The 20,253-nt window shown below is 73.4% G+C and carries 19 protein-coding genes; 6 read left to right on the top strand and 13 right to left on the bottom strand.

Features of this window, described 5'->3' with window-relative positions; all coding sequences use genetic code 11:
- Positions 1–2 precede the first annotated feature (2 nt).
- A complete protein-coding gene (infC, locus tag ASC60_RS33455; RefSeq protein WP_079038790.1) occupies positions 3–620 on the bottom strand; it encodes a translation initiation factor IF-3 in 618 nt (205 codons plus the stop codon).
- A 433-nt stretch (positions 621–1,053) separates the two neighbouring features.
- Here infC and ASC60_RS33450 point away from each other — a divergent pair, with 433 nt between their 5' ends.
- Positions 1,054–1,413: a DUF1844 domain-containing protein gene (locus ASC60_RS33450; protein ID WP_055557455.1), complete on the top strand. Its 360-nt coding sequence runs from the start codon at positions 1,054–1,056 to the stop codon at positions 1,411–1,413.
- Between the two features lie 44 nt (positions 1,414–1,457).
- Here the strand turns inward: ASC60_RS33450 and ASC60_RS33445 are convergent, their stop codons facing one another.
- Positions 1,458–2,255 (bottom strand): MIP family channel protein, encoded by a 798-nt coding sequence (locus ASC60_RS33445; RefSeq protein ID WP_055557454.1) that lies wholly within the window; start codon positions 2,253–2,255, stop codon positions 1,458–1,460.
- A gap of 140 nt (positions 2,256–2,395) precedes the next feature.
- On the bottom strand, positions 2,396–3,226 hold the full coding sequence (locus ASC60_RS33440; RefSeq protein ID WP_055557453.1) for an SseB family protein: 831 nt from the start codon (positions 3,224–3,226) through the stop codon (positions 2,396–2,398).
- A 96-nt stretch (positions 3,227–3,322) separates the two neighbouring features.
- Between ASC60_RS33440 and ASC60_RS33435 the strand changes: the two genes are divergently transcribed.
- Positions 3,323–4,327, top strand: coding sequence for a serine hydrolase (locus ASC60_RS33435; RefSeq protein WP_234357238.1), 1,005 nt, complete (start codon positions 3,323–3,325; stop codon positions 4,325–4,327).
- 6 nt (positions 4,328–4,333) lie between these two features.
- Here ASC60_RS33435 and mycP read toward each other — a convergent pair whose 3' ends face one another.
- Together mycP and ASC60_RS42415 are read right to left on the bottom strand one after the other, a co-directional pair.
- A complete protein-coding gene (mycP, locus tag ASC60_RS33430; protein WP_055557451.1) occupies positions 4,334–5,554 on the bottom strand; it encodes a type VII secretion-associated serine protease mycosin in 1,221 nt (406 codons plus the stop codon).
- Positions 5,551–6,717, bottom strand: coding sequence for a hypothetical protein (locus ASC60_RS42415; RefSeq protein ID WP_055557480.1), 1,167 nt, complete (start codon positions 6,715–6,717; stop codon positions 5,551–5,553). The genes mycP and ASC60_RS42415 overlap by 4 nt, the downstream gene beginning before the upstream one ends.
- A 213-nt stretch (positions 6,718–6,930) precedes the next feature.
- Between ASC60_RS42415 and ASC60_RS33420 the strand changes: the two genes are divergently transcribed.
- A complete protein-coding gene (locus ASC60_RS33420) occupies positions 6,931–8,127 on the top strand; it encodes an amino acid deaminase/aldolase (RefSeq protein ID WP_055557450.1) in 1,197 nt (398 codons plus the stop codon).
- Between the two features lie 16 nt (positions 8,128–8,143).
- Here ASC60_RS33420 and ASC60_RS33415 read toward each other — a convergent pair whose 3' ends face one another.
- From ASC60_RS33415 to ASC60_RS33400, 4 genes are all read right to left on the bottom strand, one after another.
- Entirely contained in the window at positions 8,144–9,094 is a 951-nt protein-coding gene (locus ASC60_RS33415; protein WP_055557449.1) for a DUF2510 domain-containing protein, read from the bottom strand.
- A gap of 104 nt (positions 9,095–9,198) precedes the next feature.
- A complete protein-coding gene (locus ASC60_RS33410; RefSeq protein WP_055557448.1) occupies positions 9,199–9,993 on the bottom strand; it encodes a 3-oxoacyl-ACP reductase in 795 nt (264 codons plus the stop codon).
- Between the two features lies 1 nt (position 9,994).
- A complete protein-coding gene (locus tag ASC60_RS33405) occupies positions 9,995–11,389 on the bottom strand; it encodes an aldehyde dehydrogenase (RefSeq protein ID WP_055557447.1) in 1,395 nt (464 codons plus the stop codon).
- Positions 11,390–11,400: 11 nt separating this feature from the next.
- Positions 11,401–12,768 (bottom strand): glutamine synthetase family protein, encoded by a 1,368-nt coding sequence (locus tag ASC60_RS33400; protein WP_055557446.1) that lies wholly within the window; start codon positions 12,766–12,768, stop codon positions 11,401–11,403.
- Positions 12,769–12,873: 105 nt separating this feature from the next.
- On the opposite strand from ASC60_RS33400, the gene ASC60_RS33395 reads away from it, so the two are divergent.
- From ASC60_RS33395 to ASC60_RS33385, 3 genes are all read left to right on the top strand, one after another.
- The gene (locus ASC60_RS33395; RefSeq protein ID WP_055557445.1) at positions 12,874–13,608 is read left to right on the top strand and encodes a FadR/GntR family transcriptional regulator; all 735 of its coding nucleotides are present in this window, start codon (positions 12,874–12,876) and stop codon (positions 13,606–13,608) included.
- Between the two features lie 131 nt (positions 13,609–13,739).
- Positions 13,740–15,200: an ethanolamine permease gene (gene eat / locus ASC60_RS33390; protein WP_055557479.1), complete on the top strand. Its 1,461-nt coding sequence runs from the start codon at positions 13,740–13,742 to the stop codon at positions 15,198–15,200.
- A 16-nt stretch (positions 15,201–15,216) separates the two neighbouring features.
- On the top strand, positions 15,217–15,915 hold the full coding sequence (locus ASC60_RS33385) for a gamma-glutamyl-gamma-aminobutyrate hydrolase family protein (protein WP_107097240.1): 699 nt from the start codon (positions 15,217–15,219) through the stop codon (positions 15,913–15,915).
- A gap of 102 nt (positions 15,916–16,017) precedes the next feature.
- Here ASC60_RS33385 and ASC60_RS33380 read toward each other — a convergent pair whose 3' ends face one another.
- The 4 genes from ASC60_RS33380 to ASC60_RS33365 form a co-directional block, all read right to left on the bottom strand.
- Positions 16,018–16,875: a chitosanase gene (locus ASC60_RS33380; RefSeq protein WP_063787261.1), complete on the bottom strand. Its 858-nt coding sequence runs from the start codon at positions 16,873–16,875 to the stop codon at positions 16,018–16,020.
- A gap of 100 nt (positions 16,876–16,975) precedes the next feature.
- Positions 16,976–18,220: an MBL fold metallo-hydrolase gene (locus tag ASC60_RS33375; protein ID WP_055557443.1), complete on the bottom strand. Its 1,245-nt coding sequence runs from the start codon at positions 18,218–18,220 to the stop codon at positions 16,976–16,978.
- A 130-nt stretch (positions 18,221–18,350) separates the two neighbouring features.
- Positions 18,351–19,223 (bottom strand): GNAT family N-acetyltransferase, encoded by an 873-nt coding sequence (locus tag ASC60_RS33370; protein ID WP_055557442.1) that lies wholly within the window; start codon positions 19,221–19,223, stop codon positions 18,351–18,353.
- A gap of 59 nt (positions 19,224–19,282) precedes the next feature.
- Positions 19,283–20,185, bottom strand: a complete 903-nt coding sequence (locus tag ASC60_RS33365; protein WP_055557441.1) for a glycoside hydrolase family 19 protein — start codon at positions 20,183–20,185, stop codon at positions 19,283–19,285.
- Positions 20,186–20,253: the final 68 nt, after the last annotated feature.

Genomic DNA, 20,253 nt, shown 5'->3' with positions numbered 1-20,253 from the left:
GGTCACGCCTCGGCGGGCTCCTCGGCGGGCTCCTCCGCGTGGCCGGCGCCCTGGCGCTCGGCCTTGCGGGCGGCCTGCGCCTCACGGGCTTCGGCCATCGCCTCGGTCTTCTTCTTGTGCGGACCGAGAACCATGATCATGTTTCGGCCGTCCTGCTTGGGGTTGGACTCCACGAAGCCCAGGTCCTGGACGTCCTCGGCGAGCCGCTGCAACAGCCGGAAGCCGAGCTCCGGCCGGGACTGCTCACGGCCACGGAACATGATCGTGATCTTGACCTTGTCGCCCTGCTTGAGGAACCGGACGACGTGACCCTTCTTGGTGTCATAGTCGTGCGGGTCGATCTTCGGCCGGAGCTTCATCTCCTTGATGACCGTGTGCGCCTGGTTCTTGCGCGCTTCACGGGCCTTCATGGCCGACTCGTATTTGAACTTTCCGTAGTCCATGAGCTTGCAGACCGGCGGGCGAGCGTTCGCCGCCACCTCGACGAGGTCGAGGTCGTACTCCTGCGCAAGCTCCAGGGCCTTGGCAAGCGGCACAATGCCGACCTGCTCGCCACTGGGACCGACGAGTCGCACCTCGGGGACGCGAATCCGGTCGTTGATGCGGGGCTCGGCGCTGATGGATCCTCCTCGGTTGCACCACGCGACCGCCTGGCGGACTGCCGCGTAACGTCTGTTTTGAGACCACCGAGCCGAGAAGCACAAAACGCCCCGGGACGGTACACAGGCGGGGCTCCTCACTGACCGGGAGCACCGCCGCGATGTCACCGCGGGGCGCAGCCTGACCGATGACCTGCCGGCCGTGAGCCGAGAGGTGGGAGTTCGGAGCCTCCACTTGTGGGCCGGACACGCGAGTGACCGGCCGGTCGTTTACCTACGATACCAGGACCCGCGCGGGACGCTCACCGGGCGGTCGCGCGGGAGGGCCGGACGAGGGCCGTCGGGGCCCGTCACCCATGTCACACGGCCGGTTCCCCCGACCGGTACGAGCGGCCGCCGGGCGGCGTCCTAGGGTGGAGGCCATCATCCACCAGGAAGCGAGCCTTCGACCACCATGAGCGACGCCAACAGCGGGCAGCCGGCCCCCGACTTCGACCGTATGACCCGTGACATCGCGGACGTTCCCGCGGTCGAGGTGATCACGACGGTCGCGGTGCACCTGATGAGCGCCGCGGCGGTGAACCTCGGACTGGCCGAGGAGGGCCCGCAGCACAAGGACCTGGACGAGGCACGGAAGCTGATCAACGCGCTCGCCGGTCTGATCACGGCGAGCGCCACCGAGATCAGCTCCTTCCACGCGGCCCCGCTGCGGGACGGCCTCAAATCGCTGCAGCTCGCCTTCCGTGAGGCGTCGGCCGTCCCGGACGAGCCGGGCCAGGGGCCCGGCGAGAAGTTCACCGGCCCGGTCTTCTGACCGGGCCGGGGGCGGGGGCGGCGCCCCCGGTCGGAGGACCGGGGTCACGCCGCCTCCGGTCCCCTCGTCTCGGGGCCGCCCGTCTCGGGGCGGCGCCCGCCGCGCATCCGCCCCCACGGGCCGGGCCGCGGCTGCGCGGCCTGCTCCTCCTCGGCCTGACCCGCCGGGTGGAGGTGGGTGAACCGGTGGGCGACGGCCGCGAGCACCCCGCCGACCATGGGCGCGACCAGGAACAGCCACAGCTGGGAGAGCGCCCCGCCGCCCGCGAACAGCGCCGGGCCCAGGCTGCGCGCCGGGTTCACGGAGGTCCAGGTCAGCGGGATGCCGACCAGGTTGACAGCGGCGAGCGCGAGCCCCACCGGCACCGGTTCGACCCCGGCCGTCTCCGGCTTCCGGGTCACCGTGAGGAAGACGAAGACCAGCAGGAACGTCAGCAGGACCTCGGCGAGGAAGGCCCCGCCCGCGCCGATGCCCAGCGGTGACCGGCCGCCGTAGCCGTTGCTGCCGAACGCGTCGTCCGTGCGCAGTCTCGGCACCTGCTTGGCCAGCAGATAGAGCACCGCGGCGCCCACGATTCCGCCGACCAGCTGCGCGATCCAGTACTGGACGGCCCTGCGGACGTCGATCCGCCCGGCCAGCAGCATCCCCAGGGTGACCGCGGGGTTGATGTGGCAGCCCGAGATGCGGCCGAACGCGTAGGCGATCGCGATGAAGAGGAAGCCGAAGGCGAGCGAGATGCCGACGGCGTTGATGTAGTCGCCCGCCAGGACCAGGGAACCGACTCCGAAGAGGACCAACAGCGCGGTTCCGGTGAACTCCGATACGACCGTTCTCGTCTCCATGGCGTTCTCCTCGCATAGCTCGGATCGCCGGCTGTCCTTATGCATTGTGGGACGTATCGGTGGATTTCGCCTGCCGGTGGCCGTTCCGCCGCAGGTCAGCGGCGGTTTCCAGGGGCCGGTGGCAGCGGTGGGGGCCGGGGTCAGCGGCTGAAGAGGGGCTCCCCGGGCACGGTCGCGTCCGGCGGCAGCAGCGCCAGCGTCAGCCCGCGCACCAGCCTGGCCCGCAACGTCTCATCGGCCGCCAGCGCGCCGGCCACCCGCCGCGCCGTCTCGCGCGCCGGGGCATGCGGGTCCAGGGCGAGGGCCAGCATGCCGTCGGCGTCCGCCGCCGGGGTCAGATGGGCGCGCACCACGCCCGGTTCGGCGGCCAGCACGGTACGCACCGCCTCGGCGACCGCGGGGTCGGCCAGCGGATCGGCGCTGGTCCGGCCCTCGGCGAGGGCGAGCAGGGCGGGCCCGGTGAGCTGGTACGGCACGGGCCCGGCCAGGTCGAGCACCAGGGTGTCCGCCTTCTCGTGCGCGGCCGCCTCCAGCGCCTGCCGCAGCGGTACGGCGACGGGCCGGGCGTCCGGGCGCCAGCGGGCCAGGGTCTCCAGGGAGGTGAAGGCGGGCAGGGCGCGCCGGCCGCCGGGCGCCTCCAGGGTGGGCACGGCCATGTCGCTCGTCTTCTCGCGACGCAGCCCGCCCGCCCGTCGCCCACCACCACCCTCAGCGGACGCTTCGCGCAGCCCCCCTGCCCGTCGCCCACCACCACCCTCAGCGGACGCTTCGCGCAGCCCTTCGGGCGCCTCCTCCACCTCGCCGAGCAGAGCCACCACCGGGACGAGGAGCCGCGCCCCGGTGAGCGCGGCCAGCACCTCGGGTTCGGCGGTGCGGTCGTCGGCCCAGGCGGCGAGCGCCGCGGTCAGACGGGCGTCGGCGGTGCCGTCGTCGTCGGAGAAGCCGGGGTCGGGAATGTTCTTGAGCGCCACTCCACGAGGGTATCGGGGCCGCCGTGAGGTCTCTCTCATGGGTTGTTCATCACCTTGTGTCCCGTCCCGCGGCGGAGCAGTCTAGCCTCCCCCTCCATGAGCACCGACACGTCAGGGGGGATGGACCGGGGCCGCGGCCCCGGTCACAGAGCGCGCCGCCCGGCCGTGATCGCGACCGTGGCGGCGCTCGCGCTGACCCTGCTGGGGTGCGGGGCGGCCACCAGTGCCACCAGTGCGCCGACGAACGCCCGGCTGCGGCCGAGCGTCGGCCCGCGGTGCGCGGCGGGCGACATCCAGGGAGGCGGCGTGGGACAGGTGACCGGGGTCGGGGCGTCCTCGACGGCATCGGCGGCACCGCCCGCCACATCGGCCCGTACGCTGCGCACGGCGCTGACGAACGCGCTGGCCCCGGTGACGCGCGCGTGCGACGGGGAGTTCGCGGTGGCGCTCCTGGACACCCGGTCGGGGGCGAGCGCGACGTACGGCAACCGGCTGTACGACACGGCGAGCGTCGTCAAGGTCGGCATCCTCGCGGCGCTGCTGCTCAAGGCGCAGGACGAGCGGCGCGGGCTGACCGCGAAGGAGGGCGACGCCGCCACCGTGATGATCGAGCGCAGCGACAACGACGCGGCGACGGCGCTGTGGAAGGTGGTGGGCGGCGCGGACGGGTTCGACGCGGCGCAGCACCGGCTGGGGCTCACGCGTACCCGGGGCGGCCGGGCCGGGCTGTGGGGCCTGACCCGGACCACCGCCGCCGACCAGCTGAAGCTGCTGCGCGCGGTGTTCGGGGACGGCTCGGCGCTGAACGCGGACTCCCGGGCGTACATCCGGAGCCTGATGGGGCGGATCACCACCGGCCAGGACTGGGGTGTCTCGGCCGCCGCCGACGCGGGCGCGGGCACGCGGCTGAAGAACGGCTGGCTGCCGCGCAGCACCACCGGGCTGTGGGACGTCAACAGCATCGGCCAGGTCACGGCGAGCGGGCGGAGCTATCTGGTGGCGGTGCTGTCCGACGGCAGCAAGAACATGAACACCGGGGTGGCCCTGGTGGAGCAGGCCGCCCGGGCGGCCGTGGGGGCGGCCACCGCGCTGCGGGCGTGAGCGCCGTCAGTTGGGCGGTGGCGTGCGGGGCGTGGTCGGGCGCCGCAGGAAGCGCGGGGCGCGCAGCGGTCCCGAGCCGCGCCACAGGACGATCGCGGCGGCCACCAGGCCCGCCCCGGCGACGGCGGCGATCAGCGCCGTCTCGTTGACCCCGCCCTCGCCGCCGGAGGCCCGGGTCCGGCCGGGGCCGCTGCCGAAGTAGCGTCGCGGCGACACCGCGGCGGCGGGCTGCTGGGGCTCGGGTTTCATGGCCGCCGCCGCCTTGAGGGCGGCCGCCGCGTCCACCACGCCCGAGCCCAGCTCATCGCTGTGGCCGCCGGACGGGCGGTTCCGGGCGGTCCGCTCCAGCGCCTGCCGGACCTGGCGCGGGCTCAGGTCGGGGTGGGCGGAGCGGACGAGGGCGGCGGCGCCGGAGACGAAGGCGGCCGCCGCGCTGGTGCCCCAGCCCTCGTAGTAGCGCTTGTCGGGGTCGGCTATGACCACGTCGACACCGGGCGCGGAGATGCCGGCGTACCAGCGGCGGGTGGAGAAGCCGGCGCGGTTGCCGTAGCGGTCGACGGCGGTCACCGCGATCACGCCGGGGTAGGCGGCCGGGTAGGAGACGCGGTCGCCCTTGTCGCCTCCGTTGCCCGCGGAGGCGACCACGACGGCGCCCTTGCCCAGCGCGTACTGGACGGCGGCGTCCTCGGCGGGTTCGGGGTGGGCGGAGGCGCTGTCGTCGCCCAGGGACAGGTTGATCACGTCGGCGCCGTGGTCGGCGGCCCAGCGGATGCCCTGGGCGAGCGCGCCGCCCCGGGAGCCGCGCGCCTTGGCGCGCTTCGGGTCGCCGTCCTCCAGGATCACCCGCACCGGCAGGATCCTGGCCTTGGGCGCGACGCCCAGCACGCCGTCGCCGCCACCGGGGCCATGTCCGCTGCCCGCGATGATGCCCGCCATCGCGGTGCCGTGCCGGGCCCAGGGGCGGTCGCCGCGCCGGGCGCCGAAGCCGATGAGGTCCTTGCCCGGCAGCACCTGCCCCGCGAGGTCGGGGTGCTGGTCGTCGACGCCGGTGTCCAGGACGGCGACGGTCGTCCCCGCGCCCTTGGTGGTCTGCCACGCCTGGCGGGTGTGGACGGCGTCGAGCGCCCACTCCTGGGCCTGGATGCCGTCGGCCCGGGCGGGGGCGACGGGCACCAGGGTCAGCCCGGCGGCGGCGAGGCTCACGGTGATGCGCCGCGCGGTCTTCATGAGGCGCTTCCCCGCTTCTCCGGCTCGTCCGGCGCCGCCGGGGCCTTGGACAGGGCGCGGCGGAAGGCGTCCTCGGTGGCGTCGGCGATGCCGCGGGCGTCGTTGCCGAGGCCGGACTGGGCGGGGGCGGTGGTCGCGCCGCGCCGGGTGGCCTCGTACGCCGGCTGCGGGTCGGTGACCTCGCGGCCGTCGGCGAAGCCGGAGACGGCGTAGATGACGGCGGGCGCGTCGGTGAGGATCCGGATGCGCCAGCTCGCGCGCTGATCGTCGCCGAAGCGGGCCGCGGCGGTGCCCTTCGCGGCGTACGGACGGGGCATCAGATCGGCGCGTCCGTCCAGCTTGTCCTCGGTGAAGCGCTGCCGCAGGGCCTTCATCCCGGCGGGGTCGGCCGAGGTGATCAGCAGGCCGACGGTGGTCACGCTGGTGCTGGTGGCGTCGGTGTAGGTGGCGCGCAGCAGCCGTTCGCAGCCCACCGGGGAGAGCGCCTTGGTGAGCAGCGGATCGAAGCCGCCGCCGCAGCTGCTGTCGGGGGCGACCGCGATCCGGGTCCAGAGCCGGTCGGCGCCGCCGGGTCCTTCGCCCTTGCCGCGCAGGGTGCGGGGGAAGAGGTCGTCCGCCGGGACGCTGTGCCAGGCGGCGCGCGCCGTGGCGTAGTCGTCGGCGGCCGAGGCCGTCGCGCCGGGGCTGTCGCCCAGCCAGCTGCCGGCCGCCGCGCCGCCGAGCAGTCCGAGGCCGAGGACGAGGGAGACGGCGGCGGCCACGGTGCGGCCGCGCGCGCGGTGGTGGCCGGTTCCGGCGCCCGGCGGGGCGGCCGGGCGCGGCGGGGCACCGGGGTGGGGCGGTACGCGCGGGCTGTCGGCGGTGAAGGCGCCGCGGCCGGTGTGCCGTACGCCGCGGAAGGCGCCCCGGGGGAAGGGGACCTTCGCCGGGACGCCGAGGACGGGGGTGTCCGGGTCGGGGACGAAGCCGGGCGGACCGAAACCCGGCGGGCCGAAACCCGGCGGGCCGAAACCCGGCGGGCCGAAACCGGGCGGGGCACTGGGCGGGGCGACGGTGCGCGGCGGGGGCGCGGACCGGGGCGTGGGCGCGGTGCGCGGGGGGTGTGCAGGGCGAGGTGGGGGCGTACGACGAGAAGAGTGCGCCTGTTCCGCGTCCGCGCTCACCGGCACCCCCTCGCGCCCATCGAGACCTGCTCCACGTCGCTCCGTCCGGTTCGCCGCGCCGCCCCACCACCTTTCGGGCAGGCGGCCCGAATACGGACATCACGCCGCTGACCTGCCGGTCGTGGCGTGCGCGACACTCTACGGGGCGCCGGGCACCCTCCGCATCGGCCGCCCTCTACCCAGCGGTAATGGCGGTCTGGCAAGCTTCACGACATGTCCCCTTCCGCCGCTGACCGGGCTCGTTACGACCGGGCCACCGCCCATCTCGAGGCACCCATGGCGATTGTCGACCTGAGGGCCTTCGACGACAACGCACGCGATCTGGTACGCCGGGCGGGAGGCAAGCCGATCCGGGTGGCCAGCAAGTCGGTGCGGTGCCGGGCGCTGCTGGAACGGGCCCTGGCGCGGGACGGCTTCGCGGGCATCATGAGCTTCACCCTCTCCGAGTCCCTGTGGCTGGCCCGCGAGGGCTTCGACGACGTCCTGCTCGCCTACCCGTCCACCGACCGGGACGGCTACGCCACCCTGACCGGCGACCCCAAGCTCGCCGCCGCCGTGACCGTCATGGTGGACGACATCGGCCAGCTCGACCTGATCGACAGGGTGCGCGCCGGGACCGAAGAGGTCCGGGTCTGCCTGGAGTTGGACACCTCGCTGCGGCTGCTGGGCGGCCGGGTCCGCGTCGGCGCCCTGCGCTCCCCGCTGCGCACCCCCGAGCAGCTGGCCGGGCTGGCGCGGGCGATCGAGCGCCGCCCCGGCTTCCGGGTGGTCGGGCTCATGGGCTACGAGGGCCATGTCGCGGGGGTGGGGGACGCGGTGACCGGCCATCCGCTGCGCTCCCGCGCGATCCGGCTGATGCAGAGCACGGCGCGCCGGGAGCTGGCGGCCCGCCGGGCGGCGGCGGTCCGGGCGGTCCGGGAGGTGGCGGACCTCGAATTCGTCAACGGCGGCGGCACGGGCAGCGTGCAGCACACCGCCGCCGAGGACGCGGTGACCGAGATCGCCGCCGGGTCCGGGCTCTACCAGCCGCGGCTGTTCGACAACTACACGTCCTTCCGCGGCCGCCCGGCCGCCCTCTTCGCCCAGCCGGTGGTGCGCCGGCCGGGTGTGGGTGTGGTGACCGTACTGGGCGGCGGATATCCGGCGTCCGGGGCGGCGGGCCGGGACCGGCTGCCGGTGCCGTATCTGCCGGAGGGGCTGCGTTACGACCCGCAGGAGGGCCCGGGCGAGGTGCAGACCCCGCTGCTGGGCACGGCCGCCGACGATCTGCTGATCGGCGACAAGGTGTGGTTCCGGCACGCCAAGGCCGGTGAGCTGTGCGAGCGGTTCGCGACGCTCCATCTGGTCGAGGACGACCGGGTGGTGGAGTCGGTGCCGACGTACCGGGGCGAGGGCCGCACGTTCCTGTAGCGGAGTGCGGGCGGGCCTATATGGACCGGCCGTCGCCCGCCAGGGCCTCGATGCCGTCCACGATCTTGTCCATGTCGCCGAGCGGCGGTGCCTTGTCGCTCACGTCGAAGCCGAAGCGCACCAGGACCATGGTGTCGGGGACGGTGGGCGACGGGAAGGCGAGGGACTGGACGTATCCGTCGTCGCCCTTCTTCGTCATCACCTTCCAGCGCACCAGGTAGCCCTTCTCCCCCGCGACGTCGACCGCCTCCTCCTTGATCCGCTTGTGCGACTCGATCCCGCCGTACGCCTTGCGGTCGGTGTCCTCGTCCGTGCCGTAGGACTCCTCGGCGTTCTTGGCTATGTCCTCCTCGGCGATGCCCTTGGCGGTGTCCGCCTTGAAGCCGCTGGCGGTCCCGGAGAAGGCGCCGCCGCGCACGCAGTCGGTGGAGGGGTCGCCCGGGCACGGGTAGCGCGAGGTGGTCACGCCCGCGCCGCCGGAGCTGCTGCGGCCCGCCTGCCAGCCCGTCAGCACGGGCAGGCTGATGCCGCTCGCGGTGTCCGGGGCGATGCTCGGATCGTCGGTGGGCGGCGCGCTGGGGCCGTCGGTGGGCAGGCCGGACGGGCCGTCCGAGGGGGTGTCGCCGCCGCCTCCGGGAGGGGCGGGGGCGGTGGGCAGCGGATTCGCACGATCGCCGTCACCGCTGTCCCCGCTGTCACCCAGCAGCACGATGCCGCCGATGATCGCGGCGACCACGGCCCCCACCGACAGCGCGAGCACCGCGACCCGGGGGCCGCGGCCGAGCCCCCGCCCGCCGTCCGGGCCGGGCGGATAGCCGGGCGCGGGCGGCGGGCCGAAGGGCGAGTCCGCGGGGGCGGTGGCGTCGCGCGTGTACTCGGTCCAGGCGGACCCGTCCCACCACCGATGCAGGGCGGGGCCGTGACCTGTGTAACCGGGATCGGGATACCAGCCCGGGGGCGTGTTCATGCTCACGCCGTCACCTTATGGCCACGGGTCGGCTCCGCGCACCGGGGTCACGTGGACTGCGCGCCCGGCGACAACCGGGCCCGCGACGAGTCCTGTGGCCCGGTCTACAGCGGGGTGACGTACGCCCCCGCGATGCCGCCGTCCACCAGGAACTCGGCCGCGTTGACGAACGACGAGTCGTCGCTGGCCAGGAAGGCGACCGCGGACGCGATCTCCTCCGGCTCGGCGAACCGCCCGACCGGGACGTGCACCAGCCGCCGCGCCGCCCGCTCCGGGTCCTTGGCGAACAGCTCCTTCAGCAGCGGGGTGTTGACCGGCCCCGGGCACAGCGCGTTGACCCGGATGCCCTCGCGCGCGAACTGCACGCCCAGCTCGCGCGACATCGCCAGCACCCCGCCCTTGGACGCGGTGTAGCTGATCTGCGAGGTCGCGGCGCCCATGACGGCCACGAAGGACGCCGTGTTGATGATGGAGCCCCGGCCCTGCCGCCGCATATAGGGCAGCGCGGCCTTGCAGCACAGATAGACGGAGGTGAGGTTGACCTCCTGGACCCGCTTCCAGGCGTCCAGACCGGTGGTGAGGATCGAGTCGTCGTCGGGCGGCGAGATGCCCGCGTTGTTGAACGCCACGTCGACCGAGCCGTAGGTGTCGTACGCGGTCTTGAACAGCGCCTCGACCTGCTCGGGGTCGGTGACGTCCACCCGGACGCAGAGCCCGCCGACCTCGTCGGCGGCGGCCTTGCCCGCGGACTCGTCGATGTCGGCGCACACCACGCGCGCGCCCTCGGAGGCGAAGCGGCGCGCGGTGGCCAGGCCGATGCCGCTGCCCGCTCCGGTGATGACGGCGGTACGGCCCACCAGGCGGCGGCACACGGGGGTCTCGGTCACGGTCTCGCTCACGTCATTGCTCCTCGGTGCTGATGAACACGTTCTTGGTCTCGGTGAAGGCGGTCAGGGCGTCGGGACCCAGCTCCCGGCCGAGACCGGACTGCTTGTAGCCGCCGAACGGGGTCGCGTAGCGCACGCTGCTGTGCGAGTTGACGGACAGGTTCCCGGCGGCGACGGCGCGCGAGACGCGCACCGCGCGGCCCACGTCGCGGGTCCAGATCGAGCCGGAGAGGCCGTAGTCGGTCGCGTTCGCCAGCCGCACGGCGTCGGCCTCGTCGTCGAAGGGGAGGACGACGGCGACGGGTCCGAAGATCTCCTCCACGGCCGCGCGGTCGCCGGGCGCGGTGGCCTCCAGGACGGTCGCCGGGTACCAGAACCCCTTGCCGCCGGGGGCCTCGCCGCGGATCGCGGCGGGCGCGTCCTCGGGTACGTAGGACCGCACGCGCTCCCGTTGCGCGGCCGAGATCAGCGGGCCCATGGCGGTGGCGGGGTCGGCCGGGTCGCCGGCCGTGAAGCCCTTGACGGCGGGTTCCAGCAGCTCCATGAACCGGTCGTAGACGCCGCGCTGGACCAGGATCCGGCTGCGGGCGCAGCAGTCCTGGCCGGTGTTGTCCAGGAACGAGCCGGGCGCGGCGCTCGCCGCCGCCTCGAGGTCGGCGTCGGCGAAGACGATGTTGGGGCTCTTGCCGCCGAGTTCGAGCGTCACGCGCTTCACGCCCGCCGCGCACTTGGCCATGATCTCCTTGCCGACGGCCGTCGACCCGGTGAAGACGACCTTGGCCACGTCCCTGTGCTCGACGAGCGCGGCCCCGGCCACCGGACCGGCGCCGGGCAGCACCTGGAACAGCCCCTCGGGCAGCCCGGCGGCGAGGGCGAGTTCGGCGAGCCGGAGGGCGGTGAGCGGGGTGGTCTCGGCGGGCTTGAGGAGGACGGCGTTGCCCGCGGCGAGGGCGGGCGCGGTGCCCCAGCCCGCGATCGGCATCGGGAAGTTCCACGGCGCGATGACGGCGACCACGCCGAGCGGTTCATGGAAGGTGATGTTCAGGCCGCCGGCGACCGGGATCTGGGCGCCGCTCAGCCGCTCCACGCCCCCGGCCGCGTACTCCAGCAGATCGCGGACGTTGCCCGCCTCCCAGCGGGCGTTGCCGATGGGGTGGCCCGCCTCGCGGACCTCCAGCGCGGCCAGTTCCTCGATGTGGTCGTCCACGGTGGCGGCGAAGCGGCGCAGCAGCCGGGCCCGGTCGGCGGGGGCGAGGGCGGCCCAGCCGCGCTGGGCGGCGGTGGCGCGGGCGACGGCGGCGTCCACGTCGGCGGGCGTGGCGGCCGGGACGGTGGCGATGACCTCCTCGGTCGCCGGGTTGAGGATGTGGTGCTCGGTGGGGTGCTCGTGGGGGTGTTCGGTGCTCACTCGGTGGTTCCTCACATGCGCTCGAAGGACCGGAAGCGTTCCCAGTCGGTGACGGCGGTGTCGTACGCCTCCTGCTCGACGCGGGCCATGTTGAGGTAGTGCTCGACCACCTCGTCGCCGAACGCGGCCCGCGCTATGGGGCTGGCCTGCCACAGCTCGGCGGCGTCGCGCAGCGAGGTCGGCACGTGGTCGGCGTCGCCGGTGTAGGCGTTGCCGGTGCAGGCCTCGGGCAGCTCCAGTTCCCGCTCGACCCCGTACAGCCCGGCGGCCACCATCCCGGCGACGGCGAGGTACGGGTTGACGTCCCCGCCGGGCAGCCGGTTCTCCAGCCGGTGCGCCTGGCCGTGGCCGATGACGCGCAGCGCGCAGGTGCGGTTGTCCGGGCCCCAGGCGACGGCGGTGGGCGCGAAGGAACCGGGGCGGAAGCGCTTGTAGGAGTTGATGTTGGGTGCGTAGAGGAGGGTGAAGTCGCGCATCGCGGCGATCTGCCCGGCCAGGAAGTGGCGCATGGTCTTCGACATGCCGTACGGGCCGTCGTCGTCCGCGAGCACGGGCCGTCCGGCCTCGTCGCGCAGCGAGAGGTGGATGTGGCAGGAGTTGCCCTCGCGCTCGTCGTACTTGGCCATGAAGGTGAGCGCCGTGCCCTCCTGGGCGGCGATCTCCTTGGCGCCGGTCTTGTAGATGACGTGCTGGTCGCAGGTGGTCAGCGCGTCGTCGTAGCGGAAGGCGATCTCGTGCTGGCCGAGATTGCACTCTCCCTTGGCCGACTCCACGGTCATCCCGGCGGCGCCCATCTCGTTGCGGATGCGGCGCAGCAGGGGCTCGACGCGGCCGGTGCCGAGGATGGAGTAGTCGACGTTGTACTGGTTGGCCGGGGTCAGCCCGCGGTAGCCGCTGTCCCACGCCTGCTCGTAGGTGTCCCGGAAGACCATGAACTCCAGCTCGGTCCCGGCGTACGCGGTCCAGCCGCGCTCCGCGAGCCGGTCGAGCTGGCGGCGCAGGATCTGCCGCGGGGAGGCGGCCACGGGCGAGCCGTCGTGCCACGAGAGGTCCGCGGTGAGCATCGCGGTGCCCGGGTTCCAGGGGGTGCGGCGCAGGGTGCGGGTGTCGCCGTGGAGGGCGAAGTCGCCGTAGCCGCGCTCCCAGGAGGACATGGCGTAGCCGCCGACGGTGTTCATGTCGGCGTCGACGGCGAGGAGGTAGTTGCAGCCCTCGGTGCCGTGCTCCAGGGCATCGTCGAGGAAGAAGCGGGCGGCGAACCGCTTGCCCTGCAGTCTGCCCTGCATATCGGTGAAGGCCAGGACGACGGTGTCGATCTCCCCGGCGGCGACGAGCCTGGTCAGCTCGTCGACCGAGAGCGGGGGCGTGCGGTCTGCCACGGTGGTGCCTCCTGGCTTCCGGACTTTCGGACGGGTGTGGGGGCGCGAAGTGGCCTTAAGGTAATACCGCAGACCATTGATTGGGAAGGAGGTGTGGACGGTTCGATGGACGAGACCCATGGCAGTGGGGACCGGCTGGCGCCGGTGCTGCGCCCGGTGCGCGCCGGAAACGGCTTCGAGGAGGCGCTGGAGCAGATACTCCAGGTCGTACGGCTGGGGCTGGTCCCCGACGGCGGCCGCCTCCCGGCCGAGCGCGATCTGGCGGAGCGGCTGCGGATCAGCCGGGTGACCCTGCGCGAGGTGCTGAAGGTCCTCCAGGACCAGGGGATCGTGGAGAGCCGCCGCGGCCGGTACGGCGGCACCTTCGTACGGGCCCGGCCGGAGCCCGCCGCGGGTGACGAGGACGAGCTGCGGCGGCGGATCGGGGCGGTGGACGTCGAGGACACGCTGCGCTTCCGGGAGGTCCTGGAGGTCGGCGCGGCCGGGCTGTGCGCGGCGCACGGCCTGGACGGCGGCCGGGCCGCGCGGCTGCGCGCCGCCCTCGACGCGACGCGGGACGCGCCGCCGGCCGACTACCGGCGCCTGGACACGATGCTGCATCTGACCCTGGCCGAGCTGGCGGGCTCCCCCTCGCTGGCCGCCCAGTACGCGGCCGTCCGCGCCACCGTCAACGACCTGCTGGACTGCATCCCGCTGCTGGTACGGAACCTGGAGCACTCCCAGGCGCAGCACGCGGCGCTGGTCGAGGCGGTGCTCGACGGGGACGCGGACGGGGCGCGCGAGGTGATGCGGGAGCACTGCGAGGGCACGGCGGCGCTGCTGCGCGGATTCCTGCCGTAGGGCGCCCCAGCCCTGTTTTTACGCGGAGGGTCTTGCGCGGAGCCTCCCCCTACGGCAAAGGTATGCCCCCACACCAATCCCCTCCCCACCGCTGTCCCCCTCGTGCGAAGCCAGGAGCGCCCATGGCTGACATGGCCGAAGGAACCGAGACCGCCCGTACCTCCCCCGATCCCGGTGAACCCGGTGATCCCGGCTATCTGGAGCGGCGCACCCTGCGGCGCGGCAGCGCGGGTCCGCTGCTGCTGACCGGCCTCGGCGTCGCCTATGTGGTCTCCGGCGACTTCTCCGGCTGGAACTTCGGCCTCGCGGAGGGCGGTTTCGGTGGCCTGGCCATCGCCGCCGTGCTCATGGGCCTGATGTACACCTGCATGGTCTTCGCCCTCGCCGAACTGGCCGCGATCCTCCCCACGGCGGGCGGCGGCTACGGCTTCGCGCGGCGCGCGCTCGGCCCCTGGGGCGGGTTCCTCACCGGCACGGCGATCCTCATCGAGTACGTCCTCGCGCCCGCCGCCATCTCCATCTTCATCGGCGACTACGTCGAATCGCTCGGCCTCTTCGGCCTGGAGTCCGGCTGGCCCGTCTATCTCGCCTGCTTCGTGATCTTCATCGGGATCCATCTGTGGGGCGTGGGCGAGGCCCTGCGGTTCAGCCTCGCCGTGACCGCCGTCGCCGTCACCGCGCTGCTGATCTTCGCGGTCGCCGCCTTCACCGACTTCGACTCGGGCTCGCTGAACGACATCGCGGTCGACCACTCGGCCTTCGGCGCCAACTCCTGGCTGCCGTTCGGCGTGCTGGGCATCTGGGCGGCGTTCCCCTTCGGCATGTGGTTCTTCCTGGGCGTGGAGGGTGTCCCGCTCGCGGCCGAGGAGACCCGCGAGCCGGCCCGCACCCTGCCCAAGGCCATGGCCTGTTCGATGGGCATCCTGCTGCTCCTGGCCCTGCTCACCTTCCTCGCCGCCACCGGCGCCCGCGGCCCGGACGCCGTACGGGACGCGGGCAACCCGCTGGTCGAGGCGCTGCAGCCGGACGGTGAGGCCACGGCGCTGTCCCGCGTCGTCAACTACGCGGGGCTCGCCGGTCTCGTCGCCTCCTTCTTCTCCCTGATCTTCGCCGGTTCGCGGCAGCTGTTCGCCCTCTCCCGGGCCGGGTACCTGCCCCGCTTCCTCTCCCTGACCAGCCGCCGCAAGGCCCCCTACCTGGGCCTCCTCGTCCCCGGCGCCATCGGTTTCGGCCTCGCCGCCTGGTCCGGCGACGGCGCGCGGATGCTGAACGTCGCGGTCTTCGGCGCCACCATCTCGTACGCCCTGATGTCGCTCTCCCACATCGTCCTGCGCCGCCGGGAGCCGGGACTCGACCGCCCCTACCGCACCCCCGGCGGCATCGTGACCTCGTCCACCGCCTTCGTCCTGGCCTGCTCGGCACTGGTGGCCACCTTCCTGGTGGACAAGGACGCCGCCTTCATCGCCCTCGGCGTCTACGCCGTGGCGCTCGCCTACTTCGCCTTCTACAGCCGCCACCGGCTGGTCGCGTCAGCGCCGGAGGAGGAGTTCGCGGCGCTGGCGGAGGCCGAGGCGGAGTTGTCCCGCGACTGAGAGATTGGACCTGTCCGTGCCCCCTCTGCCACTGATCGGCGTCAGCACCTACCTCGAGGCCACGGCGCACTGGGGCGTCTGGAACCTCCCCGCCGCCCTGCTCCCGGCCGGGTACCACCGCCTCGTCCAGCGCGCCGGGGGCCTGGCCGCGATGCTGCCCCCGGACACCGCCCCGGGATCGGCGGCGGCCGTCGTCTCCCGCCTCGACGGCCTGGTGATCTCCGGCGGCCCGGACGTGGAGCCGATCCGCTACGGCGCCTCCGTCGATCCGCGTACGGGCCCGCCCGCCCGGGAGCGCGACGCCTGGGAACTGGCCCTGATCGAGGCCGCGTTGTCCTCGGGCGTCCCCCTGCTGGGCATCTGCCGCGGCATGCAGCTGCTGAACGTCGCCCTCGGCGGCACCCTCGTCCAGCACCTGGACGGCCACGCGGGCGCGCCCGGTGTCTTCGACTGGCACGAGGTGAAGCCGGTCCCCGGCACGCTGCTGGGCACGGTGCTCCCGGAGCCGGTGTCCGTGCCGACCTTCCACCACCAGGCGGTGGACCGCCTGGCAGACGACCTGATCCCCGGCGCGTACGCGTCCGAGGACGGGACGGTGGAGGCGGTGGAGATGCCGTCCGCGGAGGGCTTCGTGCTGGGCGTGCAGTGGCACCCGGAGGCGGGCGACGACCTGCGGGTCATGCGGGCGCTGGTTGCGGCGGCTGGCCGGGGCTGACCTCCGGTTCGAGATACGCGAACACCTCGTCCCGGACGCGGCGCACCGCGTCCGGGACGAGGCGGACCACGAAGGGGCACCGACATCGACCGACAGCGGCGGTCAGGAGTTGATCTCGAAGGACTCGCCGTAGACCTTCCACTTCAGCGGCGGGTTCAGGTCGAAGTTCTTCGCGTTGAGGAAGACACGCTGCGCGGTGTCGACCCGGCTGGTGTCGCTGTGCGCCTCCTCGCTCTGCATGGCCTTCTTGCGGGCGTCGAGGAAGGCGTTCAGATACGTGCTCCGGTCGCCGCCCTGCGCCGGGGTCCTGGCCTTGGACATGGCCGTCTTGCGGATGCCGCCGAAGCTGTACTTGCTGTCGCCGGGGCCGTGCATGACGATCGCGTCGTAGTAGATGAACTGGCCGAGCGCGCCGAGGCCGTCGTCCTTGCCCTGCTTGACGGACGGGTTGAAGTAGACGCGGTCGCGCTCGTGCTCCTGGGCGTCCTGGAACGCCTTGTCGGCGGCGGCCTTCTTCCAGTCCTTGGTGAAGTTGGGGTCCAGGCCGCTGTGGGAGTCGCTGCCGTTGACCTTGCGCAGGGCGGGGAGGTACTTGGCGAGGACGTTGTCCGGCTTCTGGTCGGTGTAGTACTCGACGAGTTCCAGCATGTCGCCGGTGCCGGAACAGAAGCCGATGATGCCCGCGGTGTAGCCACGGCCGTCGCCGATGTCCTCGATGTACGTGAACTGGCCGCGCCAGTCCAGGGAGGAGTTCTCGGCGCTGGAGACCAGCTTCATGGCGATCTCCTTCTTGGCCGGATCGTCCAGGTTGGCCGCCGCGCCCGCCCGGTGAGCCGGGGACTGTACGGGGGCGGCGGCCGGGGGCGCGGCCGCCTGGCCCACGCCGACTCCGGCGCCGGTGAACACGAGCGCGGCGGGTAACGCCACGGCCGCCGCCGTGAGGCCGATCCTTTTGGACATGGGGGACTCCATTCGCTTGAGGCGGTCCGTTAGGAAGCTTTCCTAACCATTCAAGCGAGCGCACCGCGCCGCCCACAAGGCTTTCGGCGCAACTGGCGTGCTACGGCTGCGGAATGGGCACCGCCGCGTCGGTCCCGTCGGCCGCACCGGCCGTGCCGACCGTACCGACCGTACCGACCGTACCGGCCGTGCCCCCGGGCTCGGCGGCGGTCTCGACGGCCGGCGGCGCGGCGCCCGGCGCCGCCACCGCACGCCACCACGTCTCCAGCGGCAGCCCACCGCCCGGCTCGAAGGGCTGCCCCGGGCGCGGCACGGCCACGCTCGCCCCCGCCGCCCGGGCCGCGGTGACGGTGCCCTCGGCGGGCTCCTCCCACGGGTGCGGCGCCAGATTGAAGGTGCCCCAGTGGATCGGCAGCATGATCCCCTGGGTGGGCTCACCGCCCTGGAGGTCGAGGTGGGCGCGCATGCCCTCCCCGGGGGTCATGTGGATGTCCGGCCAGAACTCGCTGTACGCGCCGATCTGGATCATGGTCGCGTCGAACGGCCCGTACGACTTCCCGATCTCCGCGAAGCCGGAGAAGTACCCGGTGTCCCCGCTGTGGTAGACCCGGTGCTCGGGCCCGGCCACCACCCAGGAGGCCCACAGGGTGTGCTGGGTGTTGCGCAGCGCGCGGCCGCAGAAGTGCCGGGCGGGGGTGGCGGTGAGCAGCAGCCCGGCCACCTCGGTGGACTCGTGCCAGTCCAGCTCCGTCACCCGGTCCGCCGGTACGCCCCAGTGCTCCAGGTGCGCGCCGACCCCGAGCGGAACGACGAACTGGGTGCCGGTGCGCACCAGCGCGCGGATCGTGGGCATGTCCAGGTGGTCGTAGTGGTCATGGGAGATGACCACCGCGTCCACCGGCCCCAGCTCCCGCAGCGGTACCGGGACCGGGTGCAGCCGCTTGGGCCCGACGGACGCGAAGGGGGAACAGCGCTGACCCCACACCGGGTCGAACAGCACCCGCCCCCCGTCGATCTCGGCGAGCACGCTGGAGTGGCCCATCCACGTCAGCCGCAGCCCGGAGGCGGGCGCGGTGGCCAGGTCGGCGAGGGTGGTGGGGTACACCGGCACGGTCCCGGCCGGGGCCCGGCGTATCCGGTTCTCCTTGCGGAAGTACGTGGGCAGGAACTTCAGCATGGACCCGGAGGGGGCGGTGCTGCCGCCGCCGGGGTTGGTGAACACACCGTTCGCGAAGTTCGGGGACCGCCGGATGCGCTCCATCCGCTCCCCGGCCGGGTCCGCGCCGAAGGCGGCGGGGCGCAGGGCTGTGGCGAGCCGGGCACGCCGATGGCTGGAACCGGTCACGGCACCTCCTGGGTGAAGGGGAGCGACGGGGCACCCCATGGCCTGTGCAGTTGTGTTGCTGCACTGTGACAACTCCCGCGACCGGCGGCCTTGTTCCGTAAAGGGGGCTCCGGATCTGCTCGGGCCGTTCTCAGGGGGTGAACGTCAGCCGCAGGTGATCCTCGACCGGGCGGTAGCCGATCCGCTGATAGAGGGCGTTGCTGGTGGGGTTGGCGAGGTCGGCGAAGAGCAGCACCCGCTCGGCTCCCGCGGTACGCGCCGCCCGGCTCACGGCGGCCGTGACCGCGCCGGCGTACCCCTGTCCGCGCAAGCGGGGCGGGGTGTAGACGAGCGAGACGCGGACGGTGGCCGCGACCGCGCGGCTCACCGCGGCGGTGGCCACCGGCTCGCCGTCCACCTCCCACAGCGTGGCGCCGTGGTGGCTGAGCCGGTCGTCCACCGCGCGGGCGGCCTCGTCCCCGGGCAGCGCCCCGGTGTCGCGGCCGAACGCCTCGTACCAGCGCAGCAGCAGATCGCGGTCGGCGGTGGTGGCCGTCCGGGCCCGCCCCCGTAGTACGGGCCCGGACGGGGTCGGGGTGGCGAGCCGGTACAGCCGCTGGACGTGGTCCACCCCGCGGGTCTCCCCGGTGCGCCGCTCCCAGGCGTCGGCGAAGGCCTCGGCGACCGGGCGCGCGCCGTTCACCCCGGTGACCCGCGATCGGTCCGCCCCGGCCGGCCGGTCCGCGTCGGCGAGGGTGCGGGCCAGCGCGTCCGCCGCCTCCGCCGGCATGGCGGAGAGCAGCGGCGGATGGGGCGGGGTGCGGATGTACGCGCCCTCGATCGCGCCCGAGGGCGCCCGCCACCAGCCGTAGAGCGGCGGCTGGTCGCCGTAGCGGCCGCTGCCCGCCGCCGCCAGCGAGGAGACGACGGTGAGGAGCACGGTGTGCCGGACCGGGCGGGCGCGCAGGAACGCGCCCGCGGCGGCCTGGAACGCGTCGAGGTCGTACGTCGTCGTCCACGCCATGCGTTCCAGGCTGGCGCGTGTGGCCCGCCCGGCGCATCTCATTTATGCGGAGGGGGTCCTCAGCAGCTGAGGTTCGAGCCGGGGGTGGTGCCGAGTATCTGGACGAACCGCTGGTACGCGTCGATCCGGCTCTGCACCTGGCCCGGGTTGCCGCCGTTGCACTCCAGGCTGCCGTTGATGCTGCGGATGGTCTCGCCGAAGCCGCGCTGGTTGACCATGGCGTTGTGCGGGGTCATGGTGCCCGGGCCGGTCTGGGTGTTCCAGTACCACAGGGCGGTCTTCCAGGACACCGCGGAGTCGTTCTGCACCAGCCAGGGGTTGTTCAGCAGGTCGATGCCGAGCGCGTCGCCCGCGGCCTTGTAGTTGAAGTTCCAGCTGAGCTGGATCGGTCCGCGGCCGTAGTACGCCGCCTGGCCCGCGGGGCAGCCGTAGGGCCGGCTCCCGTCGCAGTAGTGCGGGTAGTTCGCCGTGTTCTGCTCGACGATGTGGACGAGACCGCCGGTCTCATGGCTGACGTTGGCGAGGAAGGCGGCGGCCTCCTGCCTCTTCACGGTGTCGCTGCCGGTGTTCGCGAAGCCGGGGTAGGCGCTCAGGGCGGCGGTCAGGCCCTGGTAGCTGTAGAAGCCGTTCCGGTTCGGGAACATCTGGTTGAACTGCGCCTCGCTGACGACGAAGCCGGAGGTTCCGCTCCCGCCGCAGTCGTACGGCTCCCAGTACCAGGTGCTGATCACCGGGTCGTAGCCCGGGTTGTCGTGCTCGGCCCGGTAGTACCTGCCGTCGGTGTACCGGACGATGTCACCGGTCGCGTACCACTTGCCCGCGACCCAGTCCGGGTAGTTGCAGGCCGCGCGCGGGGCCGCGCCCGCCGCATCGGCCGATGCGGAAGCCATGGGCATGCCAAACAATAAGGCGCACGCCGCTGCCGGCGCGGCGAACCAGGCCATGACGCGTCTACTCCACATGGGACCACCCCAATCCTCGTGTTGTCGGAGGACACTCAATCGACTTGGTCTATACCAGTCAAGGTCCA

Origin of the sequence: Streptomyces sp. NBRC 110028, assembly GCF_001417735.1 — a bacterium.
Classification (GTDB): Bacteria; Actinomycetota; Actinomycetes; order Streptomycetales; family Streptomycetaceae; genus Streptomyces.
The sequence above is the reverse complement of the archived record's forward strand: the minus strand, read 5'-3'. Positions and strand labels throughout refer to the sequence as shown.

Bases quoted from the DNA above. Each gene is read 5' to 3' on its own strand.
- ASC60_RS33435 (WP_234357238.1), top strand. From the start codon at position 3,323: ATGAGCACCGACACGTCAGGGGGGATGGACCGGGGCCGCGGCCCCGGT.
- mycP (WP_055557451.1), bottom strand. From the start codon at position 5,554: ATGAAGACCGCGCGGCGCATCACCGTGAGCCTCGCCGCCGCCGGGCTG.
- ASC60_RS33395 (WP_055557445.1), top strand. From the start codon at position 12,874: ATGGACGAGACCCATGGCAGTGGGGACCGGCTGGCGCCGGTGCTGCGC.
- ASC60_RS33415 (WP_055557449.1), bottom strand. From the start codon at position 9,094: ATGAACACGCCCCCGGGCTGGTATCCCGATCCCGGTTACACAGGTCAC.
- ASC60_RS33370 (WP_055557442.1), bottom strand. From the start codon at position 19,223: ATGGCGTGGACGACGACGTACGACCTCGACGCGTTCCAGGCCGCCGCG.
- eat (WP_055557479.1), top strand. From the start codon at position 13,740: ATGGCCGAAGGAACCGAGACCGCCCGTACCTCCCCCGATCCCGGTGAA.
- ASC60_RS33420 (WP_055557450.1), top strand. From the start codon at position 6,931: ATGTCCCCTTCCGCCGCTGACCGGGCTCGTTACGACCGGGCCACCGCC.
- ASC60_RS33445 (WP_055557454.1), bottom strand. From the start codon at position 2,255: ATGGAGACGAGAACGGTCGTATCGGAGTTCACCGGAACCGCGCTGTTG.
- ASC60_RS33380 (WP_063787261.1), bottom strand. From the start codon at position 16,875: ATGTCCAAAAGGATCGGCCTCACGGCGGCGGCCGTGGCGTTACCCGCC.
- ASC60_RS33450 (WP_055557455.1), top strand. From the start codon at position 1,054: ATGAGCGACGCCAACAGCGGGCAGCCGGCCCCCGACTTCGACCGTATG.
- ASC60_RS33365 (WP_055557441.1), bottom strand. From the start codon at position 20,185: ATGTGGAGTAGACGCGTCATGGCCTGGTTCGCCGCGCCGGCAGCGGCG.